This window comes from Natronomonas sp. CBA1123 (assembly GCF_009741925.1).
Classification (GTDB): Archaea; Halobacteriota; Halobacteria; order Halobacteriales; family Haloarculaceae; genus Natronomonas.
The window spans coordinates 1-22,872 of the sequence record NZ_WPCC01000032.1 but is presented as its reverse complement, the minus strand read 5'-3'; the positions used below and the strand labels follow the sequence as shown (position 1 = coordinate 22,872).

The 22,872-nt window shown below is 65.5% G+C and carries 25 protein-coding genes and 1 pseudogene; 11 read left to right on the top strand and 15 right to left on the bottom strand.

The features are described from left to right. The first annotated feature begins 113 nt into the window (after positions 1–113). Positions 114–281 (top strand): hypothetical protein, encoded by a 168-nt coding sequence (locus GJ631_RS13305; RefSeq protein WP_156709625.1) that lies wholly within the window; start codon positions 114–116, stop codon positions 279–281. 30 nt (positions 282–311) lie between these two features. Here GJ631_RS13305 and GJ631_RS13300 read toward each other — a convergent pair whose 3' ends face one another. Next, positions 312–1,550, bottom strand: a complete 1,239-nt coding sequence (locus GJ631_RS13300) for an aminotransferase class V-fold PLP-dependent enzyme (protein WP_156709624.1) — start codon at positions 1,548–1,550, stop codon at positions 312–314. 92 nt (positions 1,551–1,642) lie between these two features. Here GJ631_RS13300 and GJ631_RS13295 point away from each other — a divergent pair, with 92 nt between their 5' ends. Then, positions 1,643–3,154 (top strand): GAF domain-containing sensor histidine kinase, encoded by a 1,512-nt coding sequence (locus GJ631_RS13295; RefSeq protein ID WP_156709623.1) that lies wholly within the window; start codon positions 1,643–1,645, stop codon positions 3,152–3,154. Position 3,155: 1 nt separating this feature from the next. Here the strand turns inward: GJ631_RS13295 and GJ631_RS13290 are convergent, their stop codons facing one another. The 5 genes and pseudogenes from GJ631_RS13290 to GJ631_RS13270 form a co-directional block, all read right to left on the bottom strand. Next, positions 3,156–4,259, bottom strand: coding sequence for a mandelate racemase/muconate lactonizing enzyme family protein (locus GJ631_RS13290; protein ID WP_156709622.1), 1,104 nt, complete (start codon positions 4,257–4,259; stop codon positions 3,156–3,158). Positions 4,260–4,313: 54 nt separating this feature from the next. Then, positions 4,314–6,008, bottom strand: coding sequence for a histidine kinase N-terminal 7TM domain-containing protein (locus GJ631_RS13285; RefSeq protein ID WP_156709621.1), 1,695 nt, complete (start codon positions 6,006–6,008; stop codon positions 4,314–4,316). A gap of 98 nt (positions 6,009–6,106) precedes the next feature. Continuing rightward, positions 6,107–6,397: a DUF424 domain-containing protein gene (locus GJ631_RS13280; RefSeq protein ID WP_156709620.1), complete on the bottom strand. Its 291-nt coding sequence runs from the start codon at positions 6,395–6,397 to the stop codon at positions 6,107–6,109. Then, positions 6,397–7,143 carry a tetratricopeptide repeat protein gene (locus GJ631_RS13275; RefSeq protein ID WP_156709619.1) on the bottom strand — a complete coding sequence of 249 codons (747 nt, stop codon included), beginning with the start codon at positions 7,141–7,143 and terminating at the stop codon, positions 6,397–6,399. Before GJ631_RS13275 ends, GJ631_RS13280 begins: the two co-directional genes overlap by 1 nt. A gap of 71 nt (positions 7,144–7,214) precedes the next feature. Beyond that, positions 7,215–8,395, bottom strand: a pseudogene (locus GJ631_RS13270) (tubulin/FtsZ family protein). A gap of 264 nt (positions 8,396–8,659) precedes the next feature. Between GJ631_RS13270 and thpR the strand changes: the two are divergent. The 4 genes from thpR (at position 8,660) to GJ631_RS13250 (ending at position 10,590) form a co-directional block, all read left to right on the top strand. Continuing rightward, a complete protein-coding gene (gene thpR, locus GJ631_RS13265; RefSeq protein WP_156709618.1) occupies positions 8,660–9,217 on the top strand; it encodes an RNA 2',3'-cyclic phosphodiesterase in 558 nt (185 codons plus the stop codon). Between the two features lie 284 nt (positions 9,218–9,501). Next, the gene (locus GJ631_RS13260; protein WP_156709617.1) at positions 9,502–9,654 is read left to right on the top strand and encodes a 50S ribosomal protein L39e; all 153 of its coding nucleotides are present in this window, start codon (positions 9,502–9,504) and stop codon (positions 9,652–9,654) included. Beyond that, positions 9,651–9,923, top strand: a complete 273-nt coding sequence (locus GJ631_RS13255; protein WP_156709616.1) for a 50S ribosomal protein L31e — start codon at positions 9,651–9,653, stop codon at positions 9,921–9,923. Before GJ631_RS13260 ends, GJ631_RS13255 begins: the two co-directional genes overlap by 4 nt. Before the next feature lies 1 nt (position 9,924). Then, positions 9,925–10,590, top strand: coding sequence for a translation initiation factor IF-6 (locus tag GJ631_RS13250; RefSeq protein ID WP_178915094.1), 666 nt, complete (start codon positions 9,925–9,927; stop codon positions 10,588–10,590). A 9-nt stretch (positions 10,591–10,599) separates the two neighbouring features. On the opposite strand, the gene GJ631_RS13245 is transcribed toward GJ631_RS13250, so the two are convergent. Next, complete coding sequence (locus GJ631_RS13245) at positions 10,600–11,526, bottom strand: DUF4013 domain-containing protein (protein ID WP_156709615.1); 927 nt, start codon at positions 11,524–11,526, stop codon at positions 10,600–10,602. A 150-nt stretch (positions 11,527–11,676) separates the two neighbouring features. Here GJ631_RS13245 and rpl18a point away from each other — a divergent pair, with 150 nt between their 5' ends. From rpl18a to ftsY, 3 genes are read left to right on the top strand one after another with little or no spacing between them, the layout of a single operon-like run. After that, the gene (gene rpl18a, locus GJ631_RS13240; protein ID WP_156709614.1) at positions 11,677–11,850 is read left to right on the top strand and encodes a 50S ribosomal protein L18Ae; all 174 of its coding nucleotides are present in this window, start codon (positions 11,677–11,679) and stop codon (positions 11,848–11,850) included. Next, a complete protein-coding gene (gene pfdA / locus GJ631_RS13235) occupies positions 11,847–12,308 on the top strand; it encodes a prefoldin subunit alpha (RefSeq protein ID WP_156709613.1) in 462 nt (153 codons plus the stop codon). Before rpl18a ends, pfdA begins: the two co-directional genes overlap by 4 nt. A 6-nt stretch (positions 12,309–12,314) precedes the next feature. Continuing rightward, positions 12,315–13,394: a signal recognition particle-docking protein FtsY gene (gene ftsY, locus GJ631_RS13230; protein ID WP_156709612.1), complete on the top strand. Its 1,080-nt coding sequence runs from the start codon at positions 12,315–12,317 to the stop codon at positions 13,392–13,394. A gap of 4 nt (positions 13,395–13,398) precedes the next feature. Here the strand turns inward: ftsY and GJ631_RS13225 are convergent, their stop codons facing one another. Together GJ631_RS13225 and GJ631_RS13220 are read right to left on the bottom strand one after the other, a co-directional pair. Continuing rightward, positions 13,399–14,202: a hypothetical protein gene (locus GJ631_RS13225; RefSeq protein ID WP_156709611.1), complete on the bottom strand. Its 804-nt coding sequence runs from the start codon at positions 14,200–14,202 to the stop codon at positions 13,399–13,401. Positions 14,203–14,293: 91 nt separating this feature from the next. Continuing rightward, positions 14,294–15,046 carry a crotonase/enoyl-CoA hydratase family protein gene (locus GJ631_RS13220; RefSeq protein ID WP_156709610.1) on the bottom strand — a complete coding sequence of 251 codons (753 nt, stop codon included), beginning with the start codon at positions 15,044–15,046 and terminating at the stop codon, positions 14,294–14,296. A 135-nt stretch (positions 15,047–15,181) separates the two neighbouring features. Between GJ631_RS13220 and GJ631_RS13215 the strand changes: the two genes are divergently transcribed. Beyond that, entirely contained in the window at positions 15,182–16,579 is a 1,398-nt protein-coding gene (locus GJ631_RS13215) for an MBL fold metallo-hydrolase (RefSeq protein ID WP_370518675.1), read from the top strand. Beyond that, a complete protein-coding gene (locus GJ631_RS13210) occupies positions 16,579–16,875 on the top strand; it encodes a DUF3006 domain-containing protein (RefSeq protein WP_156709608.1) in 297 nt (98 codons plus the stop codon). Before GJ631_RS13215 ends, GJ631_RS13210 begins: the two co-directional genes overlap by 1 nt. Positions 16,876–16,902: 27 nt before the next feature. Here the strand turns inward: GJ631_RS13210 and GJ631_RS13205 are convergent, their stop codons facing one another. The 6 genes from GJ631_RS13205 to GJ631_RS18665 all read right to left on the bottom strand — a co-directional run. Continuing rightward, positions 16,903–17,964, bottom strand: a complete 1,062-nt coding sequence (locus GJ631_RS13205; RefSeq protein ID WP_156709607.1) for a CNNM domain-containing protein — start codon at positions 17,962–17,964, stop codon at positions 16,903–16,905. 55 nt (positions 17,965–18,019) lie between these two features. Continuing rightward, on the bottom strand, positions 18,020–19,447 hold the full coding sequence (locus tag GJ631_RS13200) for a DHH family phosphoesterase (protein WP_156709606.1): 1,428 nt from the start codon (positions 19,445–19,447) through the stop codon (positions 18,020–18,022). Positions 19,448–19,474: 27 nt separating this feature from the next. Continuing rightward, positions 19,475–20,206 carry a uroporphyrinogen-III synthase gene (locus GJ631_RS13195; protein WP_156709605.1) on the bottom strand — a complete coding sequence of 244 codons (732 nt, stop codon included), beginning with the start codon at positions 20,204–20,206 and terminating at the stop codon, positions 19,475–19,477. A gap of 57 nt (positions 20,207–20,263) precedes the next feature. After that, positions 20,264–21,037 (bottom strand): uroporphyrinogen-III C-methyltransferase, encoded by a 774-nt coding sequence (cobA, locus tag GJ631_RS13190; RefSeq protein WP_370518674.1) that lies wholly within the window; start codon positions 21,035–21,037, stop codon positions 20,264–20,266. Continuing rightward, positions 21,034–22,092: a hydroxymethylbilane synthase gene (gene hemC, locus GJ631_RS13185; RefSeq protein WP_156709604.1), complete on the bottom strand. Its 1,059-nt coding sequence runs from the start codon at positions 22,090–22,092 to the stop codon at positions 21,034–21,036. Before hemC ends, cobA begins: the two co-directional genes overlap by 4 nt. Positions 22,093–22,211: 119 nt before the next feature. After that, positions 22,212–22,872 (bottom strand): hypothetical protein (locus GJ631_RS18665; RefSeq protein ID WP_197425056.1); only part of this gene is annotated, 661 nt, incomplete at its 5' end.

Here is a 22,872-nt window from a genome sequence, read left to right as displayed (position 1 = left end):
GCCTCGCCTCTGAAGTAATAAACTACTTTGATAATACAGGGTTGTTGTTATATCGTTTCGTAGTGACCACGGCGTATGGCCATTGGGTGGGACCATTCGAGTAAGACGAACCTGTGGGCGAGGCGAGTTCGGGGCTTCCGATGATGAATCCTGAGATGTGTATGGAGTGTGCCTGTTCGCGAGAGCTCCGATTCCGGCCCTCGAACGAGCGCATCGAGTGTGACTGTGGGGCCGTCTACGCGGTCGCCGTCACGAAAATACGACGTGGTGAGGAGGAGTGATGTCCGTCGGTCGTACAGCGATGATACCCGTCAGCTGAACAGTTCCCGGGCCTCGTCGACGGCGTCGACCAGTTCGTCGACTTCCTCCTTCGTGTTGTAGAGGTAAAACGAGGCACGCGCCGACGCCGCCGTCCCGAGTACGTCGTGCAGCGGCTGGGTACAGTGGTCGCCGGCGCGGATGGCGACGCCGTAGTCGTTGAGGATGCTGGAGAGGTCGTGAGCGTGGAGTCCCTCGACGTTGAACGCGACGAGGCCGCCGCGGTCGTCGGCCGGCGGGCCGTACACCTCGACGTCGTCCCATTCGGTGAGGCGGTCGTAGGCGTACTCGGCGAGTTCGGCTTCGTGGCGCTGAATCGCCTCCATCCCGATGTCGTCAAGGTAGTCACAGGCCGCCGCGAGCGCGATGCCCTCACAGATGTTCGGCGTGCCGGCCTCGAACTTCCAGGGAAGTTCGTTCCACGTCGCGTCCTCGAAGGTGACCTTCAGTATCATGTCGCCGCCGTAGAGGTACGGCTCCATCTCCTCGAGGATGTGCTCTTTCCCGTAGAGGACGCCGATGCCGGTGGGACCGGCCATCTTGTGTCCGGAGAAGGCGAGGAAGTCGGCGTCGATGGCCTCGACGTCGACGGGGCGGTTCGGAACCGACTGGGCGGCATCGACGAACATGTAGGCGTCGTGGTCGTGGGCGATGTCGGCCAGCTCGGAGACAGGGTTGATGGTGCCGAGAGTGTTGGAAACGTGGACCGCAGAGACCATCGCCGTATCGTCGGTGATGAGTTCGCGGGCCGCGTCCATGTCCAGTCGTCCCTCGTCGGTGATGGGGATGTACTTGCAGTCGGCGCCCGTTCGCTTGGCTATCTGTTGCCACGTCACCAGCGAGGCGTGGTGTTCCATCTCCGTGAGCACCACTTCGTCGCCGGGGCCGAGTTCGTTCAACCCCCACGCGTAGGCGACGAGGTTCATCGATTCGGTGGTGTTCTTGGTGAACACGATTTCCTCGCGGCCAGCGGCCCCGATGAACTCCGCGACGCGGTCGTGGGCCTCCTCGTAGGCGATGGACGCCTCCTGGCTCAGTTGGTGGATGCCCCGGTGGACGTTGGCGTTGTAGTTGCGGTAGTAGTCGGTGATGGCCCCGATGACCTGTTCGGGGGTTTGCGTCGTCGCCGCGTTGTCGAGGTAGACGAGGTCCGTCCCGTTGACCTCCCGCTGCAGAATCGGGAAGTCCTCGCGGAGGGCCTCGACATCGAGTGGCTCGACCTGTTGGCTCATTACCGGGTAAAGGGGTTGGAGGCTGGTTACTCCTTCGGTCCCACGGGCCGCTATGTGGGGATTGAAGAGACAGGGGGCGAATACTGTGGTGGATGCGTCTCTCGCTCTCCGGCCGGACATCGACGGCCCTCGTCTTCGGGTTCGGGGCCTCCCTCGCCGTCGTTCACGCCTCTCACGCCCTCTCACACGAGACGCTGGCCGCCGGAACTGTTCTCGGCGCCGTCGTCCCGTTCGGTCTCGCGGTCGCGATTGCAGCCGTCCCCATCGCGCTGTATCGGGGCGACCGCGACGTGGTCCCGGTTATCGCGGCGTGGGTCCTCCTCGGTGCGGCCACGCTCGGCGTCGTCTCGACCGCCGTCGTCGCCCACCAGTTCGTCGAGGGAGTTCTCGTCGTGGAGGCGCTGTTCGTCGTCGCGGCGGCGGCCACGGGCGGCGGGCTCTTGGGCTCTCTCGCCGGGTGGTACGACGCACAGACCCGACGACGTGCCGACCTCGTCGAATCGCTCCAGCAGGCGACGACGGACCTCTCGGCGGCGACGACACAGCAGGAGGTGTGTGAACGGGCCGTCGAAATCGCCAATCAGGTCCTCGATTTGCCCGTCACCGGCGTGTGGCTCTACGACGACGAGGCCGACGCGCTCGTCCCGGCGGCCGTCGCCAACCCCGGTCAGGAACTGTTCGACAACCCCCCGACGTACGCTTCTGGAGAGAGCCTCTCGTGGCAGGCCTTCGAATCCGGCGAGATGACGGTTTACGACGACGTTCGGTCCGTCGACGGGGTTCACAACCCCGACACCGTGATTCGCTCGGAGATAGTTATCCCGTTGGGAGCGTACGGCGTGATGAATCTCGGTGCGACGGAACCGAACGCCTTCGACGACCTCGACGTGACGGTGGCGAAACTGCTCGCGACGGCGACGAGGGCCGCGCTGGGCCGTGCCGACCGCGAGGAGGTCCTCCGCAGACAGCGCCGCGAACTCGGCCGACAGAACGAGCGGTTAGAGGAGTTCACCTCCGTCGTCAGCCACGACCTCCGGAGTCCGCTGTCGGTCGCCAAAGGTCGGCTCGACCTCGCCCGCGAACAGTACGACGACGCGGACCTCGAAGCGACCGCCGACGCACTCGACCGGATGGACTCGCTCATCGAGGACCTGCTCGCACTCGCCAAACAGGGCCGGACGGTCGGTGACGTCCGGACGGTCTCGCTGGCCGATATCGCCGAGACGGCGTGGGAGAACGTCGAAACCACCGAGGCGACGCTCTCGACCGAGGACGAGGCCATCGACGCCGACCCCGGGCGTCTCCGACAACTCCTCGAGAACCTCTTCACCAACGCCGTCATCCACGGTGGCGAGACGGTGTCGGTCAGCGTCGAACCGACCGAGTCCGGCTTCGTCGTCGCCGACGACGGCCCCGGCATCCCTGCCTCGGAACGCGAACGGGTGTTCGAGGTCGGTTACACCGACCACGAATCGGGAACCGGGTTCGGCCTTCCCATCGTCCGCCGTATCGCCGTCGCCCACGGCTGGTCGGTCGAAGTCGCGGAAAGCGAGTCGGGCGGCGCACGGTTCGAGTTCCGATTCGACGGCGACGCGGCGGAGTGAGCTACTCGGCGTCGGCCAACACGCCCTCGGGAATCTCGATGCCGAGGCCGGGTTTCTCGGGTGCGCGAATCGTCCCGTCGTCGTGTTCGAACCCGTCTTCGAGCATGAACGACCACACGTCGGGCGTCCACGGCGGCTCCATCGGGTACTCACACCACGGACTGCCGACGGCGGTCATCACCTGGAGGTTCGCCGCGAAGCCCACCGCGTTCGTCCACGTGTGGGGCACGAACTGGAGGCCGTGTTCCTGTCCCATCCGCGCGACGTCGACGGCCTGCCGAATTCCCGTCGCCAGCGCCGCGTCGGGCTGAAGGATGTCCAGGGACCCCTGCCTGACGAACTCCCGGAAGTGATGCGTGCCGTTGTTGAACTCGCCGCCGGCGATGTTGACATCCACAGCGTCTCGGAGCCGACTATATCCCTCGTAGTCGTGGCGGTGCAGCGGCTCTTCGAGCCACGCGACGCCGCCGATGTCGTCGAGACCGCGGGCGAACTCCAGGGCGTCGGCGAAGGACCACTCGATTGGGTCTTCCATCACGCGGACGGCCCACCCCTTGTTCGCGTCGACCATCAGCGTCAACTCGGGGAAGGCCTCCCGCACTCGCCGGACCGTCTCGATGTGGTCGACTTCCGTCACCCGGAGTTTGACGGCCTCGAAGCCCTCTTCGACGCGCTTTTCGACGTAGTCGATTCGCTCCTCGGCGTCCATCACTTCGCCCGTCGAGGCGTACACCGGGATATCCCGAGCCTGTGCCCCGAACAGTTCGTAGACTGGCTTGTCGGCGTCCTTCCCGATGATGTCCCACAGCGCCATCTCGACGTGCCACGGTCGCGGGCCGACGAGGTTGACCGTCTCCAACTTGCCGAGAATCCCCTCGACGTTGTGGGGGTCCTCGCCGGTCAGAAACAGCTCCAGCGGCGTCTCGTAGTCGAGGCCGCCCGCGAACGACGGCGAGGCGCCGTAGCCGGTGATGCCCTCGTCGGTCTCGATTTCGAACAACTCCAGTTCGTGGGTCGACTGCGGGTAGCCGGGAATCCACGTCGGGTAGAACGGCTCCTCCAGGGTGTGGTCGAGGTGGTACTGATTGACGCCTGTTATCTGCATGGGCCCAACCCATCGGGAAACGGCTTCAAACTTCGGCCACGGGTTGCCGGTTACTTATTTCGTCCGGCCCCACGGGGTGTCGACGTCCGGTCGCTCCCGTTGCGGGCCGGCGTGCAGTTGAACGCTCCGGAACTCGAAGCGGGCACCGCCGGTATCCGAGTCGGTCACCGACACCTCCCACCCGTGGGCGACGGCGATACTCCGGACGACGGGAAGGCCGAGTCCGGTCCCGCCGTGTGTCGAGTACCCGTAGTCGAACACGTCTGCCCGGGCGTCGGTCGGGATGCCGATGCCGTCGTCGGCGACGAAGAACCCGTCCGAGAACATTCCGATGCGGACGGTGACGCTGTCGCCGTCGTCGGCCCCGTGTTCGACGCAGTTCCGGAACAGTTTCTCCAGCAGATTCATCAGCCGGGTTTCGTCGGCGAGTATCCACCCGTCGTCGACCGCCTGGAGCGTCGCGTCGTCCGTCTCGACGTTCGCCCAGGCCCGCTCTGCGACCTCCGCGACAGGAACCGGTTCGGTCTCCTCGACGACCTGTCCCTCCTCGCCGAGGGTCAGCAAGTCGTCGACGAGCGTCTCCATGCGGTCGGTCGCCGGGTCGACCTGCTCGAGATACGAAACCTCTCCCGTCTCGCGGGCGAGTTCGGTGTACCCCGTTATCGCGTTCAGCGGGTTCCGGAGGTCGTGGGCGGCGACGCGGGTGAACTCCTCGAGGCGCTCGTTTTGCTCGCGGAGCTGTCGCCGCCGGCGCATCCGTTCGGTCACGTCGCTGACCAGCAGAACCGAACCGATTCCTTCGATGGGGACTTCCCGGGAGCGATACCACCGCTCCGTGCCGCTGGTGTCGAGCGATGTCGCCTCGCCGTCGGCGTCGGAGAGCGCCGCCGGAAGAAGGTCGGATATCTCTTCGCCGACCGGGTCGTCGGCGTCCAGCAGCGACGCCGCCGCGGTGTTGAAGTCGACGAGGCGCCGGCGGTCGTCGAGGACGAACACCGCGTCGTCGATGGCGTCGACGACCGACGACCGGGCAATCGGCGTCAGGTCCGTCAACCGGGCGCGGAACACCGCATACGCGATGAACACGCCGCCGAGAGCGAACCCGACCGGCGTCGGGTCGACGGGGAAGCCACCGGCAGGTCCGAACACGTAGGCGACGTTCGTTCCCCACGGCAGGGCGACGCCGAAGAGCAACGGGAGCGCCTGTCGCCGGTAGTGACTGCGGTTCCCCGCGGCGAACCGGACAAGGAGGAGGGTTCCGCCACCCAACAGCGCGTAACTGTACAGCGAGTGGACCCAGAACCACGGTCCGGCAGTCGTCTCGAAGACGACCGTTCCGGCCATCGTCGACCGCTCGACGCCGGCGAAGAACAGGCCATGCACCGGATTTGTCGCCAACAGGAGCAACGAGAGAGCCGGAACGACGAACAGGCCGGCGAGTTGCCGTCCCGTCACTCGTGGCTTCGAACCGGTGTAACGGACCGTAAAAACGAAAAACAGGACCGTCGCCCCCACGACGCCGGTGTACATCACGAGCGTCAGGGCGTACCAGACGGCCTCCGTCGAGACCGCCGTCCGACCGAGCGCGCCGACGGACCACGAAAACACCGCGACCATCGTGAGACCGAACGCCCCCGAAACCCGGCCGGAGCGCCGGTACAAACAGTACCCCGACAGCCCGCCGGCGACCACCATGGCGGCCACGTACCCGACGAGAAACGGCAGTGAGACGGGTGTGGCCAATGGCATTTACTCGCACACTCACTACCGACTCAAATAATTCTACCGGGCCATCTCGCCGCCGTCATGATGTTTGTTCTATATTTCTTAGATATTCGCCCCGGAACTCAGAGCCGGAGGTACTGGGCGTGGACCGTCTCCTCGAACTCGAGGACGTTCTCGCTGTCGACGAAGCCGTGTTCGACGGCGATTTGGACCGCCTGGTCGCCGACGAGGTTCGCCACCGCCGCCCCCGAGAGGCTGGCGACGACCTCCTCGGCGGTCGCCTCCTCGCCGTCGTAAAAGTCCCGCTCGACGGTCAACGACACCTCGCCGTTCTCGAACGTTTCCCCGAGTACGTCGGCGTCACAGACGGAGACGAGCGTTCCCTCCTGTGTCGGCCGCTCCCGCAGTAACATCATTTCTCCCGTGACTCGACGAGTTTCTCCTCGGCGTTCTGTCTGAGTTCCTCGGCCTCTTCGGCGACCTCCTCGGCGCGGTCGTCTTCACCCATCGCTTCGAGTGCGCGGGCTTTCTCCTCGAGTACGTCCGGACTGCGGTGACCCAGTCGGAGCGCGTTGTCGAAACAGGAGACGGCGTCCTCGGCCAGCCCCCGTTCGAGCAGGAAGAACCCGCGGTTGTACCATCCCTGCGGGAACCGCTGGTCTAACTCGACGGCGCGTTCGGCGTGTTCGAGCGCCTGTTCGCTCTGCCCGGACTCCCACAGCGCGTAGGCGAGGTTCGTCTCCGCCGAGGCGGCGTGTTCGGACTCGTCGTCGATGGCGAGTGCCTCCCGGTAGGACTCGATGGCTCGCTGGAACTCCTGTAACTCCGCGTGGGCGGCGCCCTTGTTCACCCACGCCTCCTGTTCGATGCCGTCGTCGTCCGCGAAGTTCGCGACGCGTTCGAACGCCTCGGTCGCCTGCTCGTGGCGGTTGATGCGCATGTACTCCAGTCCCACGTCGAGGAGGCTCTCGGCGTCGACTTGGTCCGCCGGAATCTGTCGGCGGTCGAGCGTGTCGGCGACGACTCGGGAGTCCACCGGGTCTACCATCCCCGGGTCGATGTCCAACTCCGGCGGGTCGAGGTCGAACCCCTCGTAGGGGTCGCCGAACCCTTGGCCCTCGGAGAACTCGTGTGAGTCGTCGGGTTCCTCGTCAGTCATGCCCGGGAGTTGGCCGCGAGCGCGGTTAAGGCCTACGGGCCAGCGATGCCGGTGCTCGGCCGGCCAAACGCTCAATCCAGCAGTGCCGAGGACTTCGACTCGTTGTCGTAGCTGACGAGCTCTTCGAGTTCGTCTTCGGTTCCCTCTCGCTCCGTGTTCCAGATGAACTCCTCGGTCCGTATCGCCTCGGCCTGGACGTCGTCGATTCGGGGGATGTCGGTCACGCCCGAGAACACGACGACTGCGGCCACGCTGTCGGCGTCCGGACGCGGGTAGTCGCCGGTCCGAACCTCCAGACAGCCGGTCCGCTCTTCGAGCCAGCTGCGGGCCTCCTCGATGCCGTTTCGGTTGAGCTGTTCCGGCGGCCCCGAAACCACGAGCAACGCCCGCTTGGTGCTCTCGAGGCCGCAGGGAACCGTGAGTTTCCCGAGCGTCGCTCGACGGACCAGCGAGGTGATTCGCCCCGCCGCGTCGCCTTCGGAGGCGATTTCCTCGTCGTCGGCTTTCAGCCGGTCGAGCAGTCCCGCCGGTTCTTCGGCCAATTCCTCCTCGGCGTAGCGACGCTCGTGATGCCGCGGTCCCCGAGTGTGTTGATGATTTCGGAGGCGTCGACGACCGATTCGGCGATGGTGTCGCCGAGGGCGTCGAGTTCTCCCGCCGAGAACAGCGACCCGAAGCGGGTGACGATTTCGTCGTTGATGGCGGTGTACCCCTCCGCGAGGCTCTCGCCGGTGGCTTTGAACGCGTCGTTGTCGAACAACAGGAGGTTGTCGACGCTGTCGACGAACCGCTCGAGGGAGTCCGCAGCGTTGCGGTTGTAGATACCCCCCTCGCTTTCGGCCGGCAGGATGCCGAGTCCGTACACTGGCTTGGCGTAAATCTCACGGAGGTGGTCGGCCAACACCGGACTGCCACCGCTGCCGGTTCCGCCACCAAGTCCCGCAACGACGAGGAACGCATCGACCTCGCTCGTGGCACCGTCGAGGGCGGTCTGTATCCGCTGGAGGTCCGCCTCCGCACACTGCCGGCCCAGTGACGGTTCGGTACCTGCACCGTGGCCGTCGACGACGGTCTGCCCGATGAGCACGCGGTTTTCCTCCGGGACACACTCGAGACTCATGAGGTCGGTCTTCGCCGAATTCACCGCGATGGCGTGGCTGACGACCCCTGTCCCCCGTTCGAGGTCGTACTCGAGCAGCCGGTCGAGCACCTTCCCTCCCGCCTGTCCGAACCCGATTACTGCGAGTTTCATGTCGCTATACCCCCCCTCGACGTCGACTGCATGGTTCCGCTGGCTGTTCGGTAGTGGTTCGTCATCTGTGAACACGCTTTCAGGTCGGATTTTATTTAATGTAAATTCGGTTTCGATAAACGAAATCAATGCCTTTCTTTATGTCAGTGATACTGTTCGAAACATAGCGGGCAGCGCCTGAACCGCCCATACGACCGGCCATCGGCGGTCGATTTTCCCGACGCTCACCCCTCGGTTTTTGCCCGTTCGGTCCCTAGTTTCAGTATGCGCCTGTTCGTGAGTGTCGACCTCGACGGTCTCGGCGAGGGGGTCGCCGAGGCTCAGGCACCGTTCGCCGACCTCCCGGGGTTGAACCCAACCGACCCCGAGAGCGCCCACGTCACGATGAAGTTCCTCGGAGACGGTCCCGACGCCGGTCACGACCTCGATGCGCTGTCGGCTGCCATCGAGACGGCCGTCGAAACGGCCGACGTGGGTCCGTTCGACGCTCGATTCGAGGGGTTGGGCGTCTTCCCGTCACTGGAGTACATCAGCGTCGTCTGGCTCGGCGTCGAAAACGGACGCGCCGAACTCACGGCGCTCCACGAGGCCTTGGAGGCCGAAACGACCGCACTCGGCTACGACGCCGAATCCCACGAGTTCACTCCACACGTCACGCTGGCACGGATGGACCACGCCGCCGCAAAGGAGACTGTCCAGAAGGCCGTCGAGGAAACCTACCCCGAGGCCGGGACGCTCCACGTCGAGGAGCTGCGGCTCACCGAGAGTACGCTGACGCCGGAGGGACCCGAATACGAGACCCTCGAACGGTTTCCGCTGTGACCGTTTGGGAGGCACCGACCGAAGGGAGGGGTCTCCAAAAGGTGAGCGGGAGGAACGAGCGACGCGAGTGACGACACGCGAACCCCTTTCGGTCGTCCTCGCAGCCTCCACGGTTCGCTTCGCTCACCGTTCCGGTACGAGGCCCCTCGCTTCGCTCGGCGCCTCGCGCCCAACTCACGGCTCACTACGTTCGCCGTTCGTCTTTCCGAGGCCTCTCACGACGTTCGAGGCCTCGCACTCAAAGGAACAAGAATTTAAACACCGCGAGGGAACACAGCGACACTATGAGCAAGAAGTCGAAGGCGAAAAAGAAGCGGCTGGCCAAACTGGAGAACCAGAACAGCCGCGTCCCCGCGTGGGTCATCATGAAGACCGACCGCGACACGCTGCGCAACCACAAGCGCCGCAACTGGCGTCGGAGTGACACGGACGAATGAGCGCCGAATTCGACGAGCGCGTCATGACGGTCCCGCTCCGAGACATCCTCGCGGAGTCGAAGGGCCAGCGCGCAGATAAGGCGATGAGCCTCGTTCGCTCGCATCTCGCACAGCACTTCAACGTCGAGGAAGACGCCGTCCGTCTGGACCCCTCCATCAACGAGGAAATCTGGTCGCGCGGCCGCTCGAAACCGCCGAAGAAAGTCCGCGTCCGGGCCGCCCGCTTCGAGGAAGAGGGCGAGGCCGTCGTGGAAGCCGAAACCGCATAACGTGCTCCGCGCGGCCCTCTCCGGCTCTTCCTACGTCGGCGTCTTCGCGCGGGCCACGGACGACTGTCTGCTCGTTCGTCCAGACCTCGAGGAGTCGCTACGCGAGGACTTCGAGGACGAACTCGACGTTCCCGCCGTCCCGACGACCGTCGCCGGCTCCTCGACGGTCGGCGCCCTCGCCGTCGGCAACGAGAACGGCCTGCTCGTCAGCCAGCGGGCCACCGACCGCGAGTGCGACCGCATCGAGGAGGCGACGGACCTCCCTGTCGTCGAACTCCCGGGCCGCATCAACGCCGCCGGCAACGTCGTGTTGGCGAACGATACGGGCGCCTACGTCCATCCGGACCTCTCGCGGAAGGCCATACGGGCCGTCGAGGACGCCCTCGACGTGCCGGTCGAACGCGGGATGCTCGCGGACGTGCGAACGGTCGGTACCGCCGCCGTCGTCACCAACGAGGGCGTGCTGTGTCACCCGAAGACCACCGACGAGGAACTCGATGCTCTAGAGGACGTCTTCGGCGTCTACGCCGACATCGGGACGGTCAACTACGGCGGACCGCTGGTCGGGTCGGGCCTCATCGCCAACTCCTCCGGCTACATCGTCGGCGAGGACACGACCGGACCGGAGTTGGGCCGCATCGACGACGCCCTCGGCTTTATCGACTGACGCCGGGATTCAGAACTCCGACCCGAGCGTCGACTCGTTTTCCAGTTCCGGCACGACGCCTTCCAGCATCGACTCCCGGTAGAAATACGCGAACAGCAAAAACGGGATGAAGACGACGAACGGCTGGACAATGATGAGAAGCGGGAACGCGAGCAGAATCCCGACGACGGTGATGAGCAGGACGAGGAACACCAACATCATCGCGAGGGTGATTCCGAACGTCGCGAGGAAGCCGAAGAGGAGTGCCTTCAGGTAGTTCGTCGTCTTGACGAACTCCAGAAACCGGAGGCCGCTGTAGGTTCGGGTGACGCTTCCGGTCGCCATGAACGTCGGCAGGACGCCGCCGCCGACGTACAGCGTCGCCAGATACAGCGGTATCGCCAGCAGCATCACCGACGGCGCATCGAGGGCGGTCGACAGACCGACGGGAACCGCGATTGCGATGAGCATCGCGATGAACACCGGTATCCCGACGACCGAAATCAGTAAGCCGTCGACGAACAGTCCGCCCCAGTCGCCGTACTCAGGTGGCCGATGGTCGCCCCGGATGGCCGCCCGCCCGAGTCGGTAGGCGTAGCCGTAGACGAACACGAACGGAAAGATGACCAACCCCGCAAGGAACAGCAGTCCGGCGCTTATCAGCATCTGTTCCCAACCGTCGGCGATGGGGTACGTGAGCGAGAACCCTAACGGACCCTTCTGGAAGTAATCCTCCCCCTCGTCGGTGTCTCCGGTCGGCCGTGCAGTTTGCGATTCCGAATGACTGTCGGGTGTTTCGGCCGGTTCGCCCCACCCGGAGGCGTCGGCGCCGCTACCCGTCTCTCGCTCCGTTCCCCACTGGTTGCGGTCCGCCGACGGCTGGACGAGTTCCGACCCACAATCGGGGCAGTACCGCCCGTCGTCGACGGTTTTGTCGCACTGTTGGCAGTATGGCATGGGTGACACTGTCGGACGACGATGTTAACCGTTCGGGTGGTTTCGAGTGGCCGACCGCAGGACGGCGAACCGTTTTGTCGGTTTTCGCCATCGAACACTCGGAGGGAAGATGAGGAAGATACTTCCCGCTCGCGCGTCGTATCCAGTAGTATGAGTGAGTTTACTGTCACGGGAACGTTCCCTGCTCGATTCGGCGAGCAGGCCTTCGAGAAGACGCTGGATGCGCCGAACGAAAACGTCGCGGTCGAGCACGTGTACACCCAGTTCGGCTCCCAGCACGGTCTGAAGCGCACCCAGATTTCCATCGACGAGGTGTCGGCATGAGCCTCGGTGGTGGCGGTGGCGGCGGCGCGATGCAGCAGCTCCAACAGCAGCTACAGGCGCTCGAAGAGGAGAAAGAGGCAATCGAGGCCGAAATTCAGGACGTCCGCGACGAGCAGTCCGAAATCGACGAAGCCATCGAGGCCATCGAGACGCTCGACAGCGACTCGACGGTGCAGGTCCCGCTCGGCGGCGGTGCCTACGTCCGTGCCGAAATCGCCGACATCGACGAAATCGTCGTCAGCCTCGGCGGCGGCTACGCGGCCGAACGCGACAGCGAGGGCGCAGTCGAGTCCCTCGAACGGAAGAAAGACACCCTCGACGAGCGCATCGAGGAACTCGAAGCGGAAATCGAGGAGGTCGAGTCCGAATCCGAAGACCTCGAAGAGCGCGCCCAGCAGATGCAGCAACAGCAGATGCAGCAGATGCAGCAGCAGATGTCCCAGCAGGACGACGAGTAAGGCCACATGTTCGACGGACTGAAGGACAAACTCGGCCGCTTCAAAGACGACGTCGAAGAGGAGGCCGAAGACGGAGAGGCCGACGCCGCCGAAGAAGCGGCTGCTGAGGCCGATTCTGGCGCCGAATCCGAAACGCCGGGCGTCGTGGGTAATTCCGACGCCGAGAGCGACTCGACGGAGGCCGACGACGACGGCCCCGGACTGGCCAAGAAGGCGGCGCTGGCGGCCACCGGCAAGACCATCATCACCGAGGAGGAACTCGAAGAACCCCTCGAACAGCTGGAACTGGAACTCCTGCAAGGCGACGTCGAGATGAGCGTCGCCAGCGAAATCACCGACCGCATCCGCGAGCAGTTGGTCGGCGAAACCCGCAAACAGGTCGAATCCGGCGAGCAGGTCGTCGAGCGAGCTATCGCCGACGCCCTACGCGATGTCATCGGCGTCGGTCAGTTCGACTTCGAGGCCCGTCTCGCCGAAGCCGAGAAACCGGTCGTCATCGTCTTCACCGGCGTCAACGGCGTCGGCAAGACGACGACTATCGCCAAACTCTCGGAGTGGCTCGAAGCGCGCGGCCTCTCGTCGGTGATGGCCAACGGCGACACCTACCGCGCCGGGGCCAACGAGCAGATTCGCGAACACGCCGAGAACCTCGACCGGAAGCTCATCGCCCACGAACAGGGCGGGGACCCGGCGGCGGTCATCTACGACGCCGTCGAGTACGCCGAAGCCCACGACATCGACGTGGTGTTGGGCGATACGGCCGGCCGACTGCACACCTCCAACGACCTGATGGCGCAACTGGAGAAAATCGACCGCGTCGTCGACCCCGACATGACGCTGTTCGTCGACGAGGCGGTCGCCGGTCAGGACGCGACCAACCGCGCCCGGGAGTTCAACGACGCCGCCGAAATCGACGGTGCGGTGCTCACGAAAGCCGACGCGGACTCACAGGGTGGTGCCGCAATCTCTATCGCACACGTCACCGGGAAACCGATTCTCTTCCTCGGGACGGGACAGGGCTACGGGGACCTCGAACGGTTCGACCCGGACGTCATCGTCGACCGACTGCTCCGCGAAGAGGAGTAGGCGGTCAGGCGGCGGCTTCGTTGTACGGCACTTCCAACAGCCTGTCGCCACAATCCTCACAGCCGACTGCGACGACGGTGTGGGAGCGACAGCAGGATTCGACGGTTTCGGTGTCGGCGGTGACGAGGCCGCCGCAACTCGGACAGGTTTCGACGAACACCCGCAGCCCGCTGAGCAACTGGCTCCGTGCCCGGGAATCGAGCCGGTCCCACTCGACCCACTCGGGGAGTTCCGTCGCCGCGGCGAGGTCGGCCAGCAGCGCCGAACGGGACTCCCACTGGCCGATTCGAGTCGTCTCGTTGCGAGCGAGGTAGGCGTTGCCGTGTGATTCGAAGGTGACTTCGTCCGCATCGAGTCCCAGTTGTTCGGCGAGTTCGGCTCGGAGCGCGTCGTCGTCGGCTATCGCGTCGATGTGGCGTCGCCACGCCCGCTCGAAGTCCTCCGTCAAACAGAGGTCGTCTCCCTCGCAGGGCTCGACGACGCCCGACTCGAGCAGCACCGTCTCGGGGTCGAAATCCTCGGCCGAAATCGGCTCGCGGTCGGCCGTCGGCGCCTTGTCGAACTTCGCCAGCAGCCACTCCGGAAAGTACCGCTTGGTCAGTTCGGGCGTTCCGGGAACGAGATACCCGCGGAGCCAGATACTCCCGACGGCGAAGACGGCGAAGACGAGGGCTGCGGGCGGCACCAGCACCGCGAGCGCCGCCGTCACCACCGCAGCGATGAGGAGGTTCGTCGCCGTACACGGCACACAGCGATTCTCGCCGGTGTACTCCGGGCGACGCACGCGGTCGAGGGCTCCCTGAGACATGGACGGAGATTCGTCCCGGATGGCAAAAGGGTGCCGAACGGAATTCGCGATTCTATATCTCGAATAGCGGTTTATCATTCGATTCCGGGCGTCACTCCTCGTCGGGGATGCCTTCGCCGCTGCGGCCCGCTCCGCCGGCAAACCGGTCGGCTCCGGCTTCGGCTACGTCGAGCGCGCGCGACCCGTGCCAGCCTTCGGCCGCCAGCCCTTGTTCCAGCGTCGACCCGAGACCGTCGTAAACCGCTTCCCGGTCCGTCCGAAGCGTTTCCTGTGGAAATTCCGCGACGGTTTCGCCCAACCGGACCGCGGCGTCGAGCGCCTCGCCCTCGTCGACGAGTCGATTGACCAGTCCCCACTCCATAGCGGTCTCGGGGTCGACCTCCCGACCGGTGAGTATCATGTCCAGGGCCCGGCCCAATCCGACGACGTGGGGAAGTCGTTGGGTGCCGCCGTCGACCAACGGGACGCCGAAACGACGCTCGAAACAGCCGAAAACGGCGGATTCGCTCGCAATACGGAGGTCACACCACAGCGCCATCTCCAGTCCGCCGGCGACGCAGTGGCCCTCGATGGCCGCGATGGTCGGCTTCGAGACGCGCGTCCGCGTGAACCCGAGCCAGCCCTCCGGTCGGTCCTCCAAGTCCATCGCCTTGAGGTCCGCCCCCGCGGAGAACGTCCCTTCGCTGCCGGTCAACACGCCGACGAGGGCGTCGTCGTCCTCCTCGAAGCGCTCCCACGCGTCACCGAGGGCTTCAGCAGTTTCGTTGTCGATGGCGTTGCGCCGTCCGGGACGGTCGACCGTGACGACGGTGACCGGCCCCTCGCGTCGGTAATGGACTGCCATAGCCCACGAACCGACCGATGGCAGTATAAAAAGAGTGGCGCCAATCGAACGCGATAAACCGTATATCGGGATATCGAATTGACACTCGTCGGTTCGACCCACGCATCTATACACCTCCCGCTCGAACGAATCGCCGTGTCAACCGTTCGTCCGCTCGCAGCCGTTTTCCTCGTCTGTGCGGTCGTCCTCGCCGGGTGTTCGGCCGCACCCGTCTCCGTCGAGGACGATTCGACACCGACGCCGGAGCCCGGTAGCATCTCGACCAACGGAACCGTCGCCGTCCACAACATCAACGTCGGCCAGTCGGTGAGTACGCTCGTCGTCGGCCCGACGGGGGAGACGATGCTCATCGACACCGGCCACTACAACGACGACGGCGAGTACGTCATCGACTACCTCCAGCGACAGGACATCGACCGCATCGACTATCTCGTCACGTCGCACAACGACGCCGACCACATCGGCGGCAACGCGGCCGTCATCGAGTACTTCGAGACCGAAGCCGACGGTATCGGCGCGGTGTACGACCCAGGTATCGCTGCCAGCACCGCCACCTACGGTGAGTATCTCGACGCCATCGAACGCCACGACGTGACGCTGTACGAGACACGGGCGGGCGATTCGATTCCGTTCGACGGCGTCGAAACCGAAGTGCTCGGGCCGCCCGACCCCTACGTCGACGGCGAGGACCGAAACGAGAACAGTATCGTCCTCCGACTCACGTACGGCTCGACGAGTTTCCTCTACACCGGTGACGCCGAAGCGGACGCCGAGCGACGACTCGTCGAGGAGTACGGCTCGGGGCTGGACTCGACGGTGTACAAGGCCGGCCACCACGGGAGCAGTAGTTCGACCAGCGACGCGCTGCTCGACGCCGTCGACCCGAAGGCCGCCGTCGTTTCGAGTGCGTACGACTCCCAGTACGGCCACCCACACGACGAGGTGCTGGAGGCGTTCTCCGAGCGGGCGATACCGACCTACTGGACGGCGACGCACGGCAACGTTGTTTTCGTTACCAACGGCGAGGGCGTCTCCGTTCGAACACAGGCGGACGCCCCGACGGACCCGCTGTCGATTCGCGACGCGTCACCGGTTGACCTCGGCGCGACGATGCCGGTCGAAGAGCGCGCCCGAATCGGGGCTGCACCGTCGACAACGTCGACCCCGACAGAGACGGCGCGGGCCGACGGAGGCACCGAGACCGAGGGTGAACTGGTCGTCGAGACGATTCACGCCGACGCCCAAGGCGACGACCGAGAGAACCTCAACGACGAGTACGTGACCTTCCGCAACGCCGGCGACGGCCCGCTCGATGTGGGCGGCTGGACGCTCCGGGACGAAGCCGACAAAACGTACACGTTCCCCGAACTGACGCTTCCGGCCGGCGGGACGGTCACCGTCTACACCGGCAGCGGCACCGACACCGACACCGAACTGTACTGGGGGGCCGACGGCCCGGTCTGGAACAACGCTGGCGACACCGTAATCGTCACGAACGCGGCGGGCGAACGCGTCCTCACGGAGGAGTACTGATGATTCCAGACGGACGCTACGTCGCGGTGGTCGACCGCATCGAGGACGGACTCGCGGCGGTGATTCCGGAATCCGACGACGAAGCGCTCGAGGAACTCCTCGTCGACCCCGAGGCGTTACCGCAACCGGCCCGCCACGCCGATGCCGTCCTCGACATCGTGGTCGCCGACGGTGAACTCAGCGAAGCGACGTACGACGCCGAGGAAACGGAACGGCGAAAAGAGACGACACAGAGTCGATTCGACAGGCTCTCGAAACGCCCACCGAAAGACGAGGAAGACGACGAGGAGTCGTGACGCTCGGTCGCCGACCGGCCGAAAACGCTACCCGTGGGCTTCGTCCAGTGGGTCCTCGAGTTCGCCCATGACGGCTTCGAGGGCGTCGGTGGCGGTCATCAAGCCGACGACTTCGCCGTCCCGTAACACCAAGGCGAGTTCCTGCCCTTCGGCCTGAAACTGGTCGAAGGCGTCGCTGATGCTCGTGTCGGCGGCGAGGGTCATCGGCGGTGCGGCGATGTCCTCGAAGGCGACCTCCTCGGCCTGTAGGCGCTCGATGTTGTTCAGAATCGATGGCGCGTAGACGATGCCGCGGAAGTCGGTGGGGTCCTCGCCAAGGAGCGGGAATCGGGTGTGTGGCGTCTCCCGGATGCGTTCGAGATTCTCCTCTATCGAATCAGTCGTCGACAGCGCGATGATGTCTTCCGGGTCGACCATGATGTCGCTAACCGGGAGTTCATCCACCGCCAAGGCGTTGAGGACCTCCTCGCGGCGCTCGTCGTTGAGGTCGCCCTCGTCCAGTAGGGTGTCGATGCGGTTCCGGAGGTCCGCACGGCTCTCGAGGACATCCTCTTCGGTCTCCAGCCACGCGCCGGTCATCTCGATGCCGAACAGTTTCAGCGTCGCCTTCGCCACCCAGTCTCCGAGGGTGATTATCGGCGAAATCAGTGCGTTGAACCAATACAGCGGCGTCGCGCCGTATCGACACACGAACCGCGAGCGCTCGACGCCGAGATACGTCGGCGTCTGTTCGCCGTGGGTGAGATGGACGAGATTGATGATACCGAAGGCGATGATGGCGCCAGCGCCGACGGAGGCCAGCGCCGTGTTCTCGAAGTACGGTTCGAACAGCGCCGCCAGCGCCGGTTCGGCGACGATACCCACCGCGATGCTGGAGGCGGTGATGCCGACCTGACAGGTCGTCAGGTATATCTCGAGGCTCTGGGTCATCTCCCAGGCGCGCTCGAGTGCGGCTGTTTCGCCGATGAACTCCTCTCTGGTAAATTGTCGTGCTCGTGTGAGCGCGAACTCGATGGCGACGAAGAAGCCGTTGGCGAGAATGAGCAACACGCCAGCGACTAATCGGAGCGATATCTCCAGTGGGGTCATTCAGGGGCGGCTATTCCCAGGAAACTGAAGTATCCTCTGGCTCTCGCCGAGTCGGTCACCCCAACTGCTCGCCGACGATGCGGTCGGCGTGTTCGATGAAGGTCTCCTCGGTGCCGGCTGGAATCGTCGCCCCAGCGGCCACGTCGTGGCCCCCGCCGTCGCCGCCCGCTTTCTGACTCGCCTCTTTCATCACGACCGAGAGGTCCAGCCCCTCGCTCACGAGGCCCCCGGTTCCCCGGCCGGAGACCTTCGTCTCCTCGTCGTTCTTGCGAGCGAAGGCGACGATGGGTCGGTTCCGGGAGACGCCGTCGGCGCCCATCGACATCCCGGCGATGATGCCCACGATGGTCTCGCGAATCTCGTCGCCGGCGTCGAACCACTGGAGGTGGTCTTCCTGTTCGACACCCTGCTGTTCGACCCACTCGATGCCCTCCGAGAGGTTCCGGCGGTGGTTTCGCAGGAGTTCTCGGGCGCGTTCGAGCGCCTCACCGCGGTCGCCGAGACACACCGCCAACCCAACGTCGGCGCGTTCGTACCGCGCGGTGGCGTTGAGCAGCGTCGAGAACTCGCTCGCATCTCGGAGTTCCGTTCCGACCTCCTCCTCACGAAGGATGTAAGTCGTTCCGACGAGGCGGTCGATTTTGAAGGCGGGAACGCCGCGCTTGACGGCGTGTTGGACGAGTGCGCTGGCGACCGACTGGCGTTCGTCGTCGGTGAGGTCGACCCACCGCTTCCAGTTCCCTTCCTCGCGGCACGCCACGCCGAGGTCGTCGAGAAACGAGACGGCGCCGCGTTCGTCGTTCGTGATGCCCGGAATCCGAACGTCGGAAGCGTATTCGAGCAGTTTCGGCAGCGGACGGGTCTGTTTCCCGTAGACAGCGAGGTCTTTCGTCTCCTCGAGAACGCCCGCCTCGACACCGTCGGCGACGATGGTGGCGTTGGCGCCGTGGAGTGCACCGCTTTTGGCCTGCATGTCGCCGACGGCGCCGACGACCGCCAGTGCCGCGAGGTCGCGGTTATCAGCGGTGCCGTCGCTCTCGGTCGCGAGTGCGCGCGCGAGGACGTACGCCGCGCCGGCCCCGGACATCTCCGAAGCGCCGTTGATGCCCTCCAACAGGGGGTTGAGGTGGTACTCGGTGTCGGCGTCGGCGGGCTGGTGGTGGTCGGCGATGACCGGTGTAAAATCGCCCGCGGACTCGTGTTCGGCGATGATGTCGAGTTGGCCGCTGCCGAAGTCGGTGAACAACACGGTGTCGTAGTCGCGTTCGGCGATGCCGGCTATCGACTCGGCGTCCAGTTGCTTTTCGAACACCGTCTCGAAGGGAATCGACGCGCGTTCGAGTGCCGTCGACGCGACGCCGGCACTGGTCAGTCCGTCGGCGTCGATGTGGGAGGCCAACAGCACGCGGTCGGCGGCGAGCAGGCGTTCTGCACACGCCGTGGCGGTGGTCGCTAACTCCGGGACGGGAGCGTCGGCAGCCATCTACGGGTTCGTACTGCGCTCTCGGATTTAAACCTCCGGACCGACCCGGGTGAGGACCGCCTCCGCCAGCGCCTCGAACTCGGCGACGGTCGGGACGATATCGACGGAAATCCCCGCGTTCTCGGCCGTTTCGCGGGTCGGTTCGCCGATGGCGCCGACGACGGCGTCGTTCAGTCCCTCGATGGCGTCGGCCCGGATGCCCCGGTCGGAGGCGGCTTCGAGGAAGTGCTCCACCGTGAGCGAGGAGGTGAAACAGGCGCCGCCGAGTCGGCCCTCCGCTGCGGCGACCGCCGAGACACCGGCTTCCGGTGGCCGACGGAGACGGTACAACACCGTCTCGTGGACGTACGCACCCGCGGCTTCGAGGCCGTCGGTGAGCACCGGCGACCCGTGGTCCGAGCGGGCGACCTCGATTCGGGCGCCGGGAGCGTCGGCCCGGAGCTCCTCGACGAGGCCCGACGAGGAGTACTGTTCGGGAATACGGTCGACGCTGTATCCTGCCCGTTCCAGCGCCTCAGCGGTCCCGGAGCCGATGGCGACGATTTCGCCACCCGGTTCCCACCCGGCGTCGGCGGCCAGCTCGACGCCGGTCTTGCTCGTCAGTACGGTAAGCTCCGCGTCCCTCCGCGGTGTCTCGCCGGCCGGTTCGACGGTCAACATCGGGTCCGAAAGCGGCTCTCCGCCGAGTGAGCGGACGATTTCGGCCGCCTCGGCCGCTCGCTCGTCGTCCGGGCGGAAGAACGCGACCGTCTCAGACATGGCTCACTCGGCCTCCAGCAGTTCCGTTAGCTCGGATTTGATATCGTAGCATGTGGTTTATTGAGTGTTCTTTCCCGAATCTGGTTCGTTCTCCAGAAACGCCAGTACGCGCTCTCTCGTCGCCGCGACGCCGCCGATGACGGTAATCGCCGGCGGTTCGATATCGGCGTCGTCGCGAACGTCGACAATCGTTTCCAGCGTGCCGACGGCGACTCGCTGGTCGGGCCAGGTCGCCCGCTCGACCAGTGCGACCGGCGTTTCCGGGTCCATACCGGCCGCCAGCAGTTCGTCGGTGTACAGCGGGAGTTTCCCGACGCCCATCAGAACGACGAGCGTGCCGCCGGTCTCTGCCAGCGCGGTCCAGTCGATTGCGGACTCGTCTTTCGTGGGGTCCTCGTGGCCGGTGACGAACGACACCGATGACGTGTGTTCGCGGTGGGTCACGGGGATGCCGGCGACGCCGGCCCCGGCGATGGCGCTCGTCACGCCGGGAACGTACTCGAAGGGAATCTCGTTTTCGGCCAGATGTTCGGCTTCCTCGCCGCCACGGCCGAAGACGAAGGGGTCGCCGCCCTTGAGTCGGACGACGGTCTTTCCCTCCTCGGCGAGTTCGACCAACCGCTTGTTCGTGTACTCCTGTGGCGTCCACTCGCCGCCGGCGCGTTTCCCCACGTCCTCGCGTTTCTCCGCCGGAATAGACGACAGTATCTCGGGACCCGGGAGCTTGTCGTGAAGCACCACGTCCGCCTCGTCGATGAGCCGTCGGGCTTTCACCGTCAGGAGTTCGGGGTCTCCGGGGCCGCTCCCGACGAGGTACACTTTCCCGGTCACGTCTCCCTCCGGGCGCGTTCGATGAGTTCGGCCGCACCCTCCTCGGCTAACCCCTCGGCGAACTCCCGGGCTGCTTCGGGATGGGTTTCGACCGGCAAATCGCGCGTGGCCGATATCTCCTCGGTGCCGTCCTGTGAGAGTACCCGGACCTTCGCGTGGACGTACTCCCCTTGGATGACTGCGTGGATGCCGACCGGAGCGACACAGCCACCACCCAGCGTCCCCAGAATCGTCCGCTCGACGGTGGTCTCGACGCGCGTTCGTGGGTGGTCGAGTTCGTGGTTAATCGTCTGCGCAATCTCGCCGTCGCGGGCGGTGACCGCGAGGGCGCCCTGTCCCGGCGCCGGAACGAACGACGACCCGAGGCGTTCGTGGTCGACGGAATCGAGCAAGTCGCTGCGTTCGAGGCCGGCCTCCGCGAGGACGATGGCGTCGAATCGCGTCTCGACCTCCCGGCCGAGCGCCTGCCGTTCGAACTCCGTGAGGTCGTCGAACCACTCCTCTGCGGTGCGGTCGTAGGAGGTGTCCGATTCCTCGGTTTCGGCGTCCATCCGCCGTTCGTGTTCGGCCTGTAACCCCGGTGCGAGTAGCTTCTGAACTCGGGTGTCGACATTACCGCGAAGGGGCTGTACGTCGAGGTCCGGACGCTCGGCCAACAGCTGGGCTTTTCGCCGCAAGCTCGAGGTGCCGACCGTCGCCCCGCTCGGCAGGTCCTCGAGGGTGGCCCCATCGGGCGTCAACAGGAGGTCGAGAGGTGAGGCCCGCTCTGGGACGCCCGCGACGACCAACTCCTCGGGGAACTCCGTCGGCATGTCCTTCATCGAGTGTACGGCAGCGTCCACCTCGCCGTCGATGACCTTCTCGTCGAGGCTGCGGACGAACGCCCCCGTTTTGCCGAGTCGGTGAATCAACTCGTCGCGCACCTCGTCGCCGGTCGTCGATACCTCGACTAGCTCCACGTCGCGTCTGCGGTTCTGCAGGCGCTGGGCCACCGCTTGGGCCTGTCGCAACGCGAGGTCAGACCCCCGTGTCGCCAGCCGAATCGTCTCAGTCATACTCGAAGGTGGGTCGCGGCGGTTGAAACGCCCTTCGGCTTTCTTTGGCGCGATTTCGTGTCTCGAGCGGAACTCCCGCTCTCGCTGTAATAAACTACTATTCGATATACGAAATCGACTCAATCACGGTCGACGTACACGCCACGAACAGGGTTCTCACCGAAGCGCTCGTACGTACAGTCCAAGAGCAGTTCTTCGACGCCCGCCGTCCGGACGCGGGCCAGTGCGATGGTCGTGGCGAGTTCCTCCCAACTCCCGGTTCGGAGCGTCGTCTCGATGTAGAGCCGTCCCGCGGCAGTTCGGCCGCCGGCAGTCACCGACAGGCGGGCTGGAACCGCCGCGACGCCGACGACCACCACGACCAGCGCCGAGTGCTCGAAATCCGTCTCTCTCACGAACGCCGCCGGGTCGTCGTACGTCGTCGCTTCGTTGCCGGCCACGACGTTGCGCGACGAGAGGAAGTCGACGTCGAGGCGCTCTGCAGTCGGCGGCGCGTCGAAGGCCCGCGCCGAGACGGCGAGTTCCGGAATCGCCCGATTCGCTATCGGCGTCAGCGTCGCGTCCGTGCCGTCGAAGACGCTCTCGCCGCGCGTCGGTTCCAGTTCGAGCGTCCCTACCGGCCGCGGCGTCCGCCGTGCGCTGTCGACGCCGGGGTAGGCGTCCGGGTAGGCGGCCCCGCCCGCTGACTTCGGGACCGGGGCGGGCGTCACCTCACCGACCGCTTCCTCGCCGTCCCCGGACCCCGAACAGCCGGCGAGTGTGGCACCCAACCCGACCACC

What these genes read in the sequence shown, in the direction of transcription:
- GJ631_RS13195 (WP_156709605.1), bottom strand. Translation starts at nt 20,206, where the DNA reads ATGTCTGAGACGGTCGCGTTCTTCCGCCCGGACGACGAGCGAGCGGCC.
- GJ631_RS13275 (WP_156709619.1), bottom strand. Translation starts at nt 7,143, where the DNA reads ATGACTGACGAGGAACCCGACGACTCACACGAGTTCTCCGAGGGCCAA.
- rpl18a (WP_156709614.1), top strand. Translation starts at nt 11,677, where the DNA reads ATGAGTGAGTTTACTGTCACGGGAACGTTCCCTGCTCGATTCGGCGAG.
- GJ631_RS13210 (WP_156709608.1), top strand. Translation starts at nt 16,579, where the DNA reads ATGATTCCAGACGGACGCTACGTCGCGGTGGTCGACCGCATCGAGGAC.
- pfdA (WP_156709613.1), top strand. Translation starts at nt 11,847, where the DNA reads ATGAGCCTCGGTGGTGGCGGTGGCGGCGGCGCGATGCAGCAGCTCCAA.
- GJ631_RS13285 (WP_156709621.1), bottom strand. Translation starts at nt 6,008, where the DNA reads ATGCCATTGGCCACACCCGTCTCACTGCCGTTTCTCGTCGGGTACGTG.
- GJ631_RS13300 (WP_156709624.1), bottom strand. Translation starts at nt 1,550, where the DNA reads ATGAGCCAACAGGTCGAGCCACTCGATGTCGAGGCCCTCCGCGAGGAC.
- GJ631_RS13280 (WP_156709620.1), bottom strand. Translation starts at nt 6,397, where the DNA reads ATGTTACTGCGGGAGCGGCCGACACAGGAGGGAACGCTCGTCTCCGTC.
- hemC (WP_156709604.1), bottom strand. Translation starts at nt 22,092, where the DNA reads ATGACTGAGACGATTCGGCTGGCGACACGGGGGTCTGACCTCGCGTTG.
- GJ631_RS13290 (WP_156709622.1), bottom strand. Translation starts at nt 4,259, where the DNA reads ATGCAGATAACAGGCGTCAATCAGTACCACCTCGACCACACCCTGGAG.
- GJ631_RS13260 (WP_156709617.1), top strand. Translation starts at nt 9,502, where the DNA reads ATGAGCAAGAAGTCGAAGGCGAAAAAGAAGCGGCTGGCCAAACTGGAG.
- GJ631_RS13255 (WP_156709616.1), top strand. Translation starts at nt 9,651, where the DNA reads ATGAGCGCCGAATTCGACGAGCGCGTCATGACGGTCCCGCTCCGAGAC.
- GJ631_RS13225 (WP_156709611.1), bottom strand. Translation starts at nt 14,202, where the DNA reads ATGTCTCAGGGAGCCCTCGACCGCGTGCGTCGCCCGGAGTACACCGGC.
- GJ631_RS13245 (WP_156709615.1), bottom strand. Translation starts at nt 11,526, where the DNA reads ATGCCATACTGCCAACAGTGCGACAAAACCGTCGACGACGGGCGGTAC.
- GJ631_RS13200 (WP_156709606.1), bottom strand. Translation starts at nt 19,447, where the DNA reads ATGGCTGCCGACGCTCCCGTCCCGGAGTTAGCGACCACCGCCACGGCG.
- ftsY (WP_156709612.1), top strand. Translation starts at nt 12,315, where the DNA reads ATGTTCGACGGACTGAAGGACAAACTCGGCCGCTTCAAAGACGACGTC.
- thpR (WP_156709618.1), top strand. Translation starts at nt 8,660, where the DNA reads ATGCGCCTGTTCGTGAGTGTCGACCTCGACGGTCTCGGCGAGGGGGTC.
- GJ631_RS13295 (WP_156709623.1), top strand. Translation starts at nt 1,643, where the DNA reads ATGCGTCTCTCGCTCTCCGGCCGGACATCGACGGCCCTCGTCTTCGGG.
- GJ631_RS13220 (WP_156709610.1), bottom strand. Translation starts at nt 15,046, where the DNA reads ATGGCAGTCCATTACCGACGCGAGGGGCCGGTCACCGTCGTCACGGTC.
- GJ631_RS13205 (WP_156709607.1), bottom strand. Translation starts at nt 17,964, where the DNA reads ATGACCCCACTGGAGATATCGCTCCGATTAGTCGCTGGCGTGTTGCTC.